Raw genomic sequence first — 14023 nt, 5'->3', positions numbered from 1 at the left:
TTAGCGTTCTTCTTGTCCTGTTTTTATTAGCTTTCTATAAGTTGCAATGCCTCGCAATCCTGTTTTAAATTTCTTAAAAAATTCTTTATTGGTTATAAAACCTCTTTTTTTAATTAAATAAAGATAGTGTGCTAATTTTAAATAAGCTTTAATACCATGATATTTATAAAACACCGCACTTCTTGCAAAAATAATTCTATCGTCTCCCTCTTTTCTTCCTGAACTCAAATAGTCGTGAGTTAATATATATTCAGGCTCGAAATACAGTCCTATATTAGCTTTTAAAGCATTACGCAAAAAAACATATTCATTAGCAGACTCGAACGTTGAACCTAAGCCAAAATGATTATTAAACAGCACTTTATTTTTTAAAAGTTTTTCTCTATTAAAGGAAATAACAACAGAGTTTACCGTTCTTATAGTATCTATATCATGTTTTAAAATGGGTTTATAAGCTTTAAAATCCCGACCTTGATCGTCTTTCATTTTAAAGGTAATAATAGTAGCTTCTTTGTGTTTTAAATAAGCTTCTTTTATTTTAATATCGAAGTCAGGCAGGTATTCCACATCATCGTCTGCTACTAGACAAATGTCACCAATAGCATTTGCTATGGCCAGATTTCTACTTTGTGGTAAGCCTTTAGAACAGGAATTAATTACTCTAATATTTGACAGATTAGAATGTAATTGCTTATTTTTTTTAGTTTGATTTATTATTAAAATAGTATAATTTTTATAATCCTGAGGGAACATTTTTTTTAAAAAATCTAAGTTCTCCTTTCCCATAGTAGCTACTAAGATTTCTAATTTGATGTTTTCGAGATTAGTCATAAAAAAATTCAATACTTTTGGTGTAAATATAGATATTATAAATGAAAATTTTACTGCTTGGCGAGTTCAGTCGTTTGCACAATACACTTAAAGAAGGTTTAATAAAACTTGGTCACGAGGTTGTGTTAGTTGGTGCTGGAGATGGCTTTAAAAATTATAATGTCGATATCGCTATTCGATCTAAAATTAAAAACCATAATGTCCTCAATCGTATTAATTCTCAATTCATTAAATTTTTTAATGTAGACTTTATTAAAGTTGAAAATGCTTACAGATTAAAAAAAATCCTTCCTACTTTAAAGGGTTTTGATGTTGTGCAATTAATAAATGAGGATGCTTTTTTTATTGAACCCGACACCCAGATTAATATTCTACAAAAAATTATTGAACAGAATAACAAATTATTCCTGCTTTGCTGTGGCAACGATTATTTAACGGTAAAATATTCTTTAGAAGAAAAATTAAGATACTCTGTACTAACACCATATCTTGAAAACACAGCTTTAAAAAACAAATTTGTCTATGCTTTAAAATATGTAACACCAAATTATATGACATTACATGACTTTATATTCAAAAATTCTAAAGGCGTTATTGCTACAGATTTAGATTATCATTTACCAATGCTTGGTCATGAGCATTATTTAGGCATGATACCTAACCCTGTTAATCATTCGCTTTTAGAATATAAAGCACCTAATATAGAGGACAGAGTTATTATATTTCATGGTATAAATACGCATTCAAGTTTTAAAAAGGGATCTGTTTTTTTTGAAAAAGCGTTGGCACATATTCAAGAAAAATACGCTGATAGAGTAATAATAAAAACCACTAAAAACTTACCCTACAAAGACTATATAAAAATATATGACGAAGCACATATTCTTTTGGATCAAGTCTATGCTTTCGATCAAGGCTATAATGCCTTAGAAGCTATGGCAAAAGGCAAAGTTGTATTTTCTGGTGCAGAAAAAGAGTGGTTAGCCTACTACAACTTAACCGAAGATACTGTTGCCATTAATGCGCTTCCAGATGCCGATGCCATCTTTAAAAAATTAGAATGGCTCATTATAAATCCAGAAAAAATTAAAGAAATTTCCTTAAATGCGAGACAATTTATTGAACGTGAACATGATTATGTGAAATCTGCAGCACAATATTTAAAATATTGGAATGCTTAATCCTCTTTTGTGTCATCGTCTTCTGCAATTTCTGGTATAATACCAAACAGCGAAGAACTAAAAATGAGAAGTATTACGCCATAATACATAACATACGTAACGAAATGAGCAATATTAGCTCCTTTTAATCCAAATTTGTCTACAAAATAAATACTTGTTAAATACAATATACTTACAGAAAAAGCTTCTGTAATAATATAATGCCAGAACATTTTTTTAGCCAAAAATTGATAAGCAATAACAATCGACAACACCTTAACAAAATCTCCTAAAAGCTGCCAAAAAAATAAGTCGGCAACAGGCTCAAACTCTGTCGTGAATAAAATTTTAATGATGATATGTCTTAAAAAATAGATAAGAATAAGTCCTGCGGCAAAAACAGGAATAATAGTTTTATAGAAACTAAACACTTCTTTTCTAAATTCTTTAATCGTATCAATCTCGGAGAATCTTGGTAAAATATATAACGCTAATAACGAACTTACAAACATTAAGTAATACTTAGAAATGCGGTTCATAGCTTCCCACATACCTGCGCTTTGCAAACCTAATTCGTCAATAAGGTAGCTTCTAATAAGAAAGGCAACTAAAGGCAATAAAATAGCAGAAAACAATGCCATAATAGAAAAACTACTTAGCTTTTTAACAAAGCCAAAATTAAAATTAGTGGCTTTTATTAATGGCGATAAATTTCGGGTATTATAAATCCCTACAAGGGTTATAAAAAACAGTAAAGACTCTGCTATAACTACAGCAATTAAAGCACCATCAATCTGTTTTTGCCAAATTAAAATAATGGTAATAGCTGCACCTAAAATTTGTCCGAAAATATTAAATATAATGAGGTACTTAAACTTTGAAAACCCATTCATTATAGAAAATGCCAGCATATTCAAAGCATAGAACGGCAGAGCTATTGCAAAGATTCTAATAATGTAGCCATAATTATTATACTCTTTAAAAATATAGTCATTTATCGCTTCAGAAAAGTAATAACTAATCGCACAAACTATAACGGTTGCCGTAAAACCTAAATAGTAAGTGGTAGAAAGTAATTTGCTTAATTCTGTTTTATTGTGTTTGTGTTCTGCAATATATTTTACTACGCCATTATACATGCCTAAAATAGAAAATGTACGCGCAGCACTTACAAAATTTCTAAGATTTCCTACTAAAGCTAACCCTTCGGCTCCAATAAAAATAGCGATAAACTTCGAGGTTAAAAACCCGGCAATAATTTTAACTATTACAGATACCGAATTAAGTGATGCCACCTTAACTAGTACATTATTGTTTATGTATTTTAGCACTCGCTTCAATTAATAGGTGTTAATAATGGTTATTACTTGTTCCACATCCTTATCTGTTAATACAGGACTTATGGGTAAGCTAACGCAACTGTTATGTATGTATTCTGTTACAGGGAATTGTAATGCCGAAAATACCTTTAATGCCTTTTGCTTATGTGGCGGTTTGGGATAATGAATAGCCGATTGAATATTGTTAGCGGCTAAAAAATTCATAAATTTTTCTCTGTCATCAACCAACACAACAAACAAATGAAAAATGTGGTTTTTAGAACCATCGTAAAACGGAAGCTTTACTTTGTCGTTCTTTATTTTTAATATATATGTTTTTGCAATTTCTCGTCTTCTCTCATTATCTGCATCCAACTTTTGCAGTTTAATATTTAAAAAACGTGCTTGTAAATCGTCTAATCTATTATTTACACCTAATCTTATGTTTTCGTATTTTGAAACTGTACCATAATTCCTCAGTTCGGAAATCACAGTTGCGAGCTCAGTATCGTTAGTTGTTACTGCTCCTGCTTCTCCTAATGCTCCTAAATTTTTACTGGGATAAAAACTAAAACCTGAAGCATGGCCTAAGTTACCTGCTTTCTTTCCTTCTTTATCTTCGGCTCCGTGTGCCTGAGCTGCGTCTTCAATAAGCAATAGATTATTTTGTTTTGCTAATTTTAAAAGTGCTTGCATCTCTGCTAACTGACCATACAAATGCACAATTAATATAGCTTTGGTTTTTTTAGAAATGCATTGCTCTAATGTAGAAGCCTCGCAATTAAAGGTATTTGCATTGGGTTCTACTAAAACAGGCTTTAAACCAGCTTCAATAACACCTATTATTGTTGCGATGTACGTATTTGAAGGCACTAAAACCTCGTCTCCAACTTTAAGTTTTCCTAATTGTATATATGCTTTAAAAATAAGAATTAAAGCGTCTAAACCGTTACTTACACCAATGCAATGCTTGGTTCCACAGTAGGCAGCGAAATTGGTCTCGAATGTTGAAACACCTGCACCTAAAACATAATGTCCTGAGTCTAAAAACAGCTGAAACTCCTTTTCAAATTCTGTTTCAAAACGCGCATTGATTTTATGTAAGTCTAAAAACTTAATCATAGCATGACATTATTTAGTTTTAAATAATCTTCGGTTTTAAACGAATAAAAATCCTGAACTATAGTTCGGGCTCCAAAACCTTCTTTCCAATATTGCAACCCTTCGTTAATATTTCTACCTTGATTTTCGTTAGAGATACCAAAATCGAAATAGAGTTTGTCTTTAAAAACCTGTTTTAGTAAATGCATGTGTAAAACATCTAGACTGCCTAAAGTATTTTTGTCTTTATTTCCAGATATGTACTGAGAATGTGCAACGTGTTTTGTTTCAAAAATTGTTGTACCTGCCACAATACCTTCATTATTATAAACATTAAATTGCCTGATGTTATTAGGGAATTTTTTTTTAAGTAAGGTAATTTCTGCTAAAGTATGTACAGGATTTGTATCGTGTTTTTCAGATAAGTTTGGGATTAAAACTGTATTCCAAAAGTCTGCTAATTCTTCTACTTCCTTAATTCTTAAATTATTTTTCACTCCACGTTTAGCACCTTCAAGTCTGTCCTTAGCGTATTTAATATTCTTGTTATTATTAATTACAGCAAGCGAATCTCTTCTGTAGAGTTTAGCATCAAGTAAAAAGGCGAGATATAATAATTCGTCACTTGGTGTTTTGCAGTAAATAGAGGGCATTATTTTAATGTGCAGCTGCTTTATCCTGGACTCATTTAAGAATTTTAAAACCGCTTGAAACACTAATAAAACCTGTTTGAATTTTAATTTTTCAAGACATACCAATCCACCATACGTTAAACCTTGATGCGAGTGCACTTGGTTATCATTAATATTTGCAGGTAAAATAGCCACAAGTTTGTTGTTATTAAAAACCATTAAAGAATAGTCCTTAAACTTGTGGCTATGATAGTCCATAAAATCGCGCTGAAAAAGAAACGTTGCATTTTTAGCTTTCGCAACAAAGTCATTCCAAAGCTTAAATTTATCAGGCGAATATTTTAAAACGGTATAAATTGTAAGACGTGTTAGTTAAGGGTTAATACTATTTCTTATTTAAAACTTATAATAATTTTAAACAAGTAATTGTACGGATAGCAAAATACAATAATTTATATTTTTTTAACAAAAAGACCGATTAAATAATCACTCTAATCCATTAAAGTAAAATAATCTCTCAGTTCTTGTTTTCAAATAAATAGCATGCGAACTGGCAAATATATTTTATATAAAATTATTCATAAAAAAAGAGAAATACTTTTCAGCATTTCTCTTTTATATATTACATCTTTTAAAATAATATTATATTATTTTATTTCTTTTACGTTCGTTTTCTGTTAAGTACACTTTACGTAGTCTTAAAAAGTTAGGTGTCACCTCAACATACTCATCTTTCTGAATATATTCTAAAGCCTCTTCTAAAGAAAACTTAATTGCGGGTACAATTTTAGCTTTATCATCTGCTCCAGAAGAACGTACGTTAGATAGTTTTTTCGTTTTTGTAATATTTACTGTCATATCATCACCACGAGAGTTTTCTCCAATTACCTGACCTTCGTAAATATCCTCACCTGGATCTACAAAAAACTTACCTCTATCCTGTAATTTATCGATAGAATAAGGAATTGCTGTGCCTTTTTCCATAGATACCAACGAGCCATTCTGGCGTTCTGGAATACCACCTTTTAATGGTTGGTACTCTTTAAAACGGTGTGCCATAATAGCCTCACCTGCAGTGGCTGTTAATAACTGATTACGTAAACCTATAATACCACGAGATGGTACAATAAATTCGCAAACCATACGCTCACCTTTGGCTTCCATGCTAAGCATTTCGCCTTTACGCATTGTTACCATTTCAATCGCTTTACCAGAAACGTGCTCAGGTAAATCGATAGTCATTTCCTCAACTGGCTCACATTTTACACCATCAATTTCTTTAATGATTACTTGTGGTTGCCCGATTTGAAGCTCGTAACCTTCGCGACGCATTGTTTCTATTAAAACCGATAAGTGTAATACACCACGACCAAAAACCATAAACTTATCTGCACTATCTGTATCTTCTACCCTAAGTGCTAAATTCTTTTCTAATTCTTTTGCTAAACGGTCTTTAATATGGCGCGATGTTACAAACTTTCCGTCTTTTCCAAAGAAAGGCGAATCGTTAATAGTAAATAACATACTCATTGTAGGCTCATCGATAGCAATTGTTTTAAGTCCTTCAGGATTTTCAAAATCGGCAACGGTATCACCAATCTCAAAACCTTCTAACCCAACAATAGCACAAATATCTCCAGTCTCTACTTCTTCTACTTTTAAACGACCTAAACCTTCGAAAGTATGAAGTTCTTTAATTTTATTTTTAACAATAGAACCATCTCTTTTCACTAAAGAAATTTGTTGTCCAACTTTTAATCCACCTCTTGTTAATCGTCCAATTGCAATACGTCCAGTAAATGAAGAAAAATCCAAAGATGTAATTAACATTTGGGTAGTTCCTTCTTCAATTTTTGGTTCTGGAATGTGCTCGATAACCATATCTAACAAAGGCTCGATGTTTTCAGTCTCGTTTTGCCAATCGTCACTCATCCAGTTATTTTTCGCCGACCCATAAACGGTTGGAAAATCTAACTGCCATTCTTCCGCTCCTAATTCGAACATTAAATCGAAAACTTTTTCATGTACAATATCTGGAGTACAGTTTTCCTTATCCACTTTATTAATTACAACACAAGGCTTTAAACCTAAATCAATTGCTTTTTGTAATACAAAACGCGTTTGTGGCATTGGTCCCTCGAAAGCATCCACTAATAATAATACACCATCAGCCATGTTTAAAACACGCTCTACTTCACCTCCAAAATCGGCGTGACCAGGTGTATCGATAATATTAATTTTTGTGTCTTTGTAAACAACAGAAACGTTTTTAGAGGTAATGGTAATACCACGTTCACGCTCTAAATCATTATTATCCAGAATTAAATCTCCAGTATTTTCATTATCACGAAACAGCTGGCAGTGATACATAATCTTATCTACCAAAGTCGTTTTCCCGTGATCTACGTGCGCAATAATTGCGATATTTTTTGTTTTGCCCATTATATTAGTGCCTTATTTTAAGCGTGCAAAGGTACTCAATTTTTACGTATTATTACTATTTTTATTTTTATTTGAGAATTATGCTTTGTTGGTTATTAATTTTCAGACCCATTTTAACGTAAGTAACTCATTAACAAATATTCCGGATTAAATTTATACCAAGCGAGGTTTAAGGGCTATATCCTTTTTTTTCTTTTGCTAAAGCAAAAAAAAAGGATACCGTTTTCATCCTTTTGTGGTGTATAATAATAATCGATTTTTTAGTATTAACTTTGTGACATAAATTTAAGAATACAACTTATGCAACTGCAAGATATCCCGAAGTTAAAACATACCAACTCTAATAATTTTTTCCTTTTATGCGGACCATGTGCCATAGAAGGCGAAGATATGGCTTATAGAATTGCCGAAAACGTAATAGAAATAACTAATAAATTAGAAATTCCATACATTTTTAAAGGCAGTTTTAAAAAAGCAAACCGAAGCAGAATTGATAGTTTTACAGGCATTGGCGACGAGAAAGCTTTAGAAATTTTAGCCAAAGTTTCAGAAAAATTTGATGTCCCAACCGTGACCGATATCCACGAAGTAAGCGATGCTGCTTTGGCTGCGCAGTATGTAGATGTTTTACAGATACCTGCGTTTTTAGTGCGCCAAACCGATTTAGTAGTAGCAGCTGCAAAAACCGGCAAAGTTGTCAACCTAAAAAAAGGACAGTTTATGAGTCCGGAAGCCATGAAACACGCTGTGCAAAAAGTAAAAGATAGTGGTAGTGACAAAGCATGGATTACAGATCGTGGTACCATGTTTGGCTACCAAGATATGATTGTAGATTTTCGAGGTATACCAACCATGCGAGAATATGCACCAACAATTTTAGATGTAACGCACTCTCTACAGCAACCAAACCAGAGTGTAGGTGTAACAGGAGGACGACCAGACATGATTGAAACCATTGCGCGCGCAGGTGTTGTAAATAATGTAGATGGACTATTTATAGAAACGCATTTTGATCCTGCTAATGCCAAAAGTGATGGTGCCAATATGTTACATCTCGATAATTTAGAAGGCTTGTTGTCTAACTTGGTGGCTATTAGAAAAGTGATTAAAAGTTTATAATTATTTTTTATAAAAACTTTGCTCTTTAAATTCATAAACCTGTTTTAAAATAGTGATTAAAACAGTATCGTTAATTGCTTCTAAGGTTTTATAGCGCAGAGATTTTACAACTTTGCGGTTTTCGCCAACAAGATGTTCTGTAAATGCTGTTATATAGTTAGAATGCCAAAAGGCAACATCTACATAATCTTTTGTGTGCCTTATGTAACAAATAGGCTTTTTACCAACGTAATAACAAGGCATTTGCCATTTATAGTTTAACTCTACATCTGGAATAGTATGTTCTATAACGGCTTGCACGTGCATTAAAATAGAACGGTAAGGTTCTGCTTGACTATTTATATATTCTTCAGCTGGATTCATAGTAAAATGGAATACTTTTTGATTGCAACAATACTATGAAAAATTATCTTTCGCTTCTCGTTTTTCTATTACTCTCCTTTTCTATGGTCGCACAAGATTATAGTATTGTTGATGCTAAAGTTAAAAAATATCCTAAACAATTTCGTTCGATTGAGTATTTCGCTAAACGCATTGCCAAAGATTTTACTACAGATGAAGACAGATTACGCGCTACTTATTTTTGGATGGCTAATAATATTAAATATAATTACCACCAAGCAGAAGACATTTCGCGAAAAAAAATACAAAAGGAGAGTTTTGCCGGTCATTTATACAACACAGACAAATATAAATTTGCCGAAAATGCATTATTAGGTAAAACTGCGGTTTGTTCGGGTTATTCGCTTTTATTTAAATTTGTTTTAGAGGAATTAGATATTACTTGCGAATATATTACTGGTGCTGCAAAAACGTTTTCCAGAGAAATTGGTGTTAAAAACAGTATGGAAAATCATGCGTGGAATGCTGTTAAATTAAATAACCAATGGCATCTTATAGATGTAACCTGGTCTACAGGAAATACTGTAAATACGCCAAATGTTTTCGATTTTAATGATGTCTATTATTTAATCCCACCAGAGCAACTAATAGAAAACCACTTTCCAAAAGATGAGAAATGGCAGCTTTTAAAACAGCCTGTTTCAAAATCTAAATTTATATTTAAGCCACTAATTTATGGTGCTTATTTTACTTCTGGCTTAGAGTTGGATAGTAACATATCTGGCATAATTAAAACCAAGCCAAAAAAACCAATCATTCTTATTTTTAAGACCATAGATACCTCTAAGAAGTATTATTATTCTTTTGAAAACGATAAGCATTCTCAACCCTTGGCATTTTATAAAAAAGACAACAAGTACTACACTAAAATCAATTACAGGTTTAATAAAAAAGGGTATCTCTTGATTTCAAGTAATTCTAAAGTGCTTATGGAGTTTAAAGTGATTCCCTCTGTTAATACTTCCTATTAAAACAAAGTAATCAAACCAATAACTATTAAAGCAATACCTATTATGGCTTTAAATGGCATTAAGTTATCAGACATTTTTTGTAGTGAATCTTTAAAAGCTGGTGCTTTTACTATAACATGACTTAGTAACAAAAAGCCACCCAAAAGGCTGATGATATTAAACAGCCATCCGCCAGATCCAAATAATCTTATTAATGCTAATATTACCAATGCACCACCAATTATAGTTTGAAAAGGTGCCAGAAACGCTGCTATTTTATTAAAGAAATTACGCTCGCCATCCCATTTATCTAATGTTGCTAAGCCTAATAACAAGCCACCTGCAATGTTAGCAATGGTTAAAAATGTTACAATCATTTGTTTTTGGTATTGGTTAGATTTTAAAGTTAATTAAAAAATACTTCTCGATACAAAATTCTTTAAAAAGAATTTCACTCGAAGTGACATTTAGCCTATAATAAGATTCTTGTCAGTTCGTGTGCTTCGACCTTGGGAGAAGTGTATCGAGAACTAATACTTTACTCGCAATAACTTCTCGATACAAAATTCTTAAATAAAATAATTTCACTCGAGGTGACAGCACTAACATATAGGATGAGATCCCGTTATTAAAACGGGATTAGCCTGCCCTACATCAGGCACGTTCAACCAACTATTTTGAATGCGACTGCGTCTTTTCAAAACTAATAGCATAATTTATAAAGATCCCGTTTTAAAAACGGGATTAGTTCAACCAACTATTTTGAATGCGGCTACGCCTTTTCAAAAATAGGGTTTCACTAAAATTATGAAACTTTTAACTTGCTCAATTAAAATAATTAAGTTTACTTTGTATTTCAAAGTACTTTTATTATGAGCAACGAAGATTATCTAAAAGACATTAGTGAGATTAAAAATCTCATGAACAAAAGCTCCCGCTTTATCTCATTAAGTGGTTTATCTGGAATCATGGCAGGCATTTATGCCTTAATTGGTGCTGCAATTACCTATTATCTGGTAGACACTTATAGTTATGGTGTACTCCTACTCGATGGTTGGATTTTTAGAACTGTAATGTTGGTATTATTTTTAGTGGCACTTTTTAGTATAGTCACTGGTATTTTACTCACCACAAGAAAAGCCAAAAAAAACGGAGAGAAAATCTGGGATAGCTCGTCAAGACGCTTAATCTTTAATTTTTTAATTCCGCTCATCGCTGGTGGTCTGTACATATTAATTATTTTGGGCCAAGGCAAATACGGACAAACTGGTGGTTTAATGCTTATCTTTTATGGTTTGGCTTTAGTTAGTGCTTCAAAATATAGTATTGGTGATATTAAATATTTAGGTTTTATTGAAATATCTTTAGGGCTTATTGCCGCTTGGTATCCTGGTTTAGGTTTTTGGCTATGGGTTATTGGATTTGGCATTATGCATATAATTTATGGCACCTGGATGCACTTTAAATACGATAGAAAATGATTAAAGCTTTTAAAATAGGACTCATTGCAACAGTGATTATTTATGTTTGCGGACTTTCATTTTCATATTACACAAACAATAAATTTAATTCACAATTTCAGCAATTAGATAGAGATAAAAATGGCGTATTAAATGGAGATGAAAAAACAAAGGCTTCTTCTTTATTTATAAAACAAATGGAGACACGTAAAACCACTAAACAAGCCATGATCGTTTTAATTCCTGTGTCATTAATTATAGGTTTATTCGTGTTTGGTATGACCATCCTTTTTAGTAAGATAAAACGAATAAATGACAATGAAATCGATTATCGAAAACAGCAATAACAGACCTTAATCACCTCTGTATATGCGGTTTCGAGCAGTATGAAACTATGAGTATAATAACTAACATAAACAAACTATTTGATCATCGCATTAGACTGGGCATCATGTCTGTTTTAATGGTAAACGAGTATGCCGAGTTTAATATGCTTAAAGAACTACTTGGTGCAACAGATGGCAACATTGCCAGCCATATAAAGGCTTTAGAGAAAGCAGAATACATAAACGTAGAAAAACAATTTATTGGCAAAAAACCTAACACGAGATACAGCACGACACCTTTAGGGAAAGCTGAATTTAAAAAACATATTAACGCTTTAGAAAAATTAATTAAAAAACAATAACATATATTTTTTATTATTTCACTTTGAAAAACAAAGTACTTTTAAATGAAAAAACAAAGAAAACAGTTAGTCGCTTGGCTATTTCAGGTCACTCAAAAAATATATACCAAATATTTTAAAAAAAACGAGCCTTGGAATCTTACAAAATCACATTTATTAAACTTTCCAAAACAGAGTTTTGGATATCACATTGGGATGTTTTTAAAACAAAATCATTTTGAAATAATCCCAAAAGCCGAAAGGCATGATGCCTATCACACCATTACAGGTTACCATACCAAAGAGCAAGATGAAATCGCCTTACAATACCTCTGCTATGGTAATGGAAAACGTAGCCCTTATCTCTATGGCGTAATTATAATAGGCACTTTAATTCTGCCTGAATATGTTAAATACTATTACAACTCTTACAGCTTGGGGAAGACCATGAATCCGTTTTACAATTTAGATTTTAAAAGCTTATTACATACACCATTCTCAACTATTACACATAACATCTTTAATAATTAACACCTCACATTATGGAACACACACAAAACAACAGAAACACAAACAAATTTGGACACTGGCTAAAAACATCGATTACCGCACGTTTTTTTATGGTTGGTTTTTTAACTCTTATCCTTCTTATTCCCTTATTTTTTATACAGAATCTAATAGACGAACGCGCCAGAAGACAGGAAAGCGTTATCAGGGAAATTAACGAAAAATGGGGAAACGAGGTTTTGCTTTACGGACCAGTATTAAAAATTCCGTACAAAGTTTTTACAGAAAAAACAGTTACTAATCAAGAGACTAAAAAAACCTATACCGAAACGATTGAGAGTATTAATTATGCCTATTTTTTTCCTTCGGAATTAGATATCACCTCAACCGTAAACCCAGAACAAAAAGAACGTGGCATTTTTAAAACCGCTGTTTACGACAGTAAAATGACCTTAAACGGGACCTTTAAAACACCCGACTTTTCTTTGGGCGAAATTAATCCGGATTTTGTGCTTTGGGAAAAAGCTAAGCTTGTGGTTAAAACATCTAATTTAAAAGGTGTTAATACGGCAAAACTTAATTTTAATGAAACCGATTACGAGCTATCTTCAACTTACAATGGCAAAGCAGATTATCGCTACAACCAGCTTATAATGCATGCGTTGGAAACGAAACATTTAAAAGCTATTGATGAAAATGCTTTTAAAAACGGTATGACTTTTAACTTTAACTTTAATGTAAAAGGGAGTGAGCAAATAAGGTTTATACCAATTGGTAAGGAAACGAAAGCAACCCTAAATTCCAATTGGAAAGACGCTAATTTTTTTGGAGAGTTTTTACCCTATAACGACGATAAATTTACAGCCGAAGGCTTTAACGCCAAATGGCATGTTTTAGATTTAAACAGACCGTTTTCTCAACAGCATTTTGGACATTTACCAGACTTAAATGAATTTGCTTTTGGTGTTAATTTTATGATTCCGGTAGATGAATACACAAAGAGTGAACGCTCAGCAAAATATGGCTTTTTAGTAATTGGCTTAACGTTTTTGCTTTTCTTTTTAATTCAAACATTAAGTAAAATAGGCATCCATCCGTTTCAGTATTTAATGATTGGTTTAGCACTAACCATGTTCTACACGCTTTTGGTATCAATAAGCGAGCATAGTAACTTTTTAAAAGCCTATTTAATTGCTGGAGTGGCTGTTATTTCACTTATAACACTATACTCAAAATCCATTTTAAAAATCTGGAAATTCCCTGTATTTATTGGTGTTTCGCTAACCGCTTTGTATACGTTTATTTATATAATTATTCAATTGGAAAATTACGCCTTGGTTGTTGGTAGCATAGGTTTATTTGTCATTCTGGCCTTGGTAATGTTTGTGTCGAGAAAAATAGACTGGAATAATGGCTAAATAGTAATTGTGTGT

General features: G+C 32.2%; 15 protein-coding genes. 8 read left to right on the top strand and 7 right to left on the bottom strand.

Translation table 11 applies throughout. The annotated features are described in order from the left end of the window. Nucleotides 1-831 (bottom strand): glycosyltransferase family A protein, encoded by an 831-nt coding sequence (locus ACVC43_RS06425; protein WP_452223747.1) that lies wholly within the window; start codon nucleotides 829-831, stop codon nucleotides 1-3. Between the two features lie 41 nt (nucleotides 832-872). Between ACVC43_RS06425 and ACVC43_RS06420 the strand changes: the two genes are divergently transcribed. Then, nucleotides 873-2012 (top strand): glycosyltransferase, encoded by a 1140-nt coding sequence (locus tag ACVC43_RS06420; protein ID WP_452223746.1) that lies wholly within the window; start codon nucleotides 873-875, stop codon nucleotides 2010-2012. Here ACVC43_RS06420 and ACVC43_RS06415 read toward each other — a convergent pair. From ACVC43_RS06415 to typA, 4 genes are all read right to left on the bottom strand, one after another. Beyond that, nucleotides 2009-3322, bottom strand: coding sequence for an O-antigen translocase (locus tag ACVC43_RS06415; protein ID WP_452223767.1), 1314 nt, complete (start codon nucleotides 3320-3322; stop codon nucleotides 2009-2011). The genes ACVC43_RS06420 and ACVC43_RS06415 overlap by 4 nt on opposite strands. 9 nt (nucleotides 3323-3331) lie before the next feature. Beyond that, entirely contained in the window at nucleotides 3332-4432 is a 1101-nt protein-coding gene (locus ACVC43_RS06410; RefSeq protein ID WP_452223745.1) for a DegT/DnrJ/EryC1/StrS family aminotransferase, read from the bottom strand. Continuing rightward, nucleotides 4429-5301: a GNAT family N-acetyltransferase gene (locus ACVC43_RS06405; protein WP_452223744.1), complete on the bottom strand. Its 873-nt coding sequence runs from the start codon at nucleotides 5299-5301 to the stop codon at nucleotides 4429-4431. The genes ACVC43_RS06410 and ACVC43_RS06405 overlap by 4 nt, the downstream gene beginning before the upstream one ends. Nucleotides 5302-5685: 384 nt before the next feature. Continuing rightward, complete coding sequence (typA, locus tag ACVC43_RS06400) at nucleotides 5686-7485, bottom strand: translational GTPase TypA (protein WP_452223743.1); 1800 nt, start codon at nucleotides 7483-7485, stop codon at nucleotides 5686-5688. Nucleotides 7486-7785: 300 nt separating this feature from the next. Between typA and kdsA the strand changes: the two genes are divergently transcribed. Continuing rightward, on the top strand, nucleotides 7786-8604 hold the full coding sequence (gene kdsA / locus ACVC43_RS06395; RefSeq protein WP_452223742.1) for a 3-deoxy-8-phosphooctulonate synthase: 819 nt from the start codon (nucleotides 7786-7788) through the stop codon (nucleotides 8602-8604). Here kdsA and ACVC43_RS06390 read toward each other — a convergent pair whose 3' ends face one another. After that, a complete protein-coding gene (locus ACVC43_RS06390; RefSeq protein WP_452223741.1) occupies nucleotides 8605-8967 on the bottom strand; it encodes a DUF1801 domain-containing protein in 363 nt (120 codons plus the stop codon). Nucleotides 8968-9002: 35 nt separating this feature from the next. Here ACVC43_RS06390 and ACVC43_RS06385 point away from each other — a divergent pair, with 35 nt between their 5' ends. Next, on the top strand, nucleotides 9003-9977 hold the full coding sequence (locus ACVC43_RS06385) for a transglutaminase domain-containing protein (RefSeq protein ID WP_452223740.1): 975 nt from the start codon (nucleotides 9003-9005) through the stop codon (nucleotides 9975-9977). On the opposite strand, the gene ACVC43_RS06380 is transcribed toward ACVC43_RS06385, so the two are convergent. Next, nucleotides 9974-10333: a hypothetical protein gene (locus ACVC43_RS06380; RefSeq protein WP_452223739.1), complete on the bottom strand. Its 360-nt coding sequence runs from the start codon at nucleotides 10331-10333 to the stop codon at nucleotides 9974-9976. The two genes, ACVC43_RS06385 and ACVC43_RS06380, sit on opposite strands and share 4 nt — an antisense overlap. 495 nt (nucleotides 10334-10828) lie before the next feature. Between ACVC43_RS06380 and ACVC43_RS06375 the strand changes: the two genes are divergently transcribed. From ACVC43_RS06375 to creD, 5 genes are read left to right on the top strand one after another with little or no spacing between them, the layout of a single operon-like run. Next, a complete protein-coding gene (locus ACVC43_RS06375) occupies nucleotides 10829-11437 on the top strand; it encodes a hypothetical protein (protein WP_452223738.1) in 609 nt (202 codons plus the stop codon). After that, entirely contained in the window at nucleotides 11434-11763 is a 330-nt protein-coding gene (locus ACVC43_RS06370; RefSeq protein WP_452223737.1) for a hypothetical protein, read from the top strand. The genes ACVC43_RS06375 and ACVC43_RS06370 overlap by 4 nt, the downstream gene beginning before the upstream one ends. 47 nt (nucleotides 11764-11810) lie before the next feature. Further along, complete coding sequence (locus ACVC43_RS06365) at nucleotides 11811-12104, top strand: winged helix-turn-helix domain-containing protein (protein ID WP_452223736.1); 294 nt, start codon at nucleotides 11811-11813, stop codon at nucleotides 12102-12104. Between the two features lie 45 nt (nucleotides 12105-12149). Beyond that, nucleotides 12150-12614, top strand: a complete 465-nt coding sequence (locus ACVC43_RS06360) for a hypothetical protein (protein WP_452223735.1) — start codon at nucleotides 12150-12152, stop codon at nucleotides 12612-12614. A gap of 11 nt (nucleotides 12615-12625) precedes the next feature. Further along, a complete protein-coding gene (gene creD / locus ACVC43_RS06355; RefSeq protein ID WP_452223734.1) occupies nucleotides 12626-14008 on the top strand; it encodes a cell envelope integrity protein CreD in 1383 nt (460 codons plus the stop codon). The last annotated feature ends 15 nt before the right edge of the window (nucleotides 14009-14023 follow it).

The sequence above is a fragment of the Lacinutrix chionoecetis genome, assembly GCF_053604665.1.
This window is presented reverse-complemented; position numbering and strand designations above follow the sequence as displayed.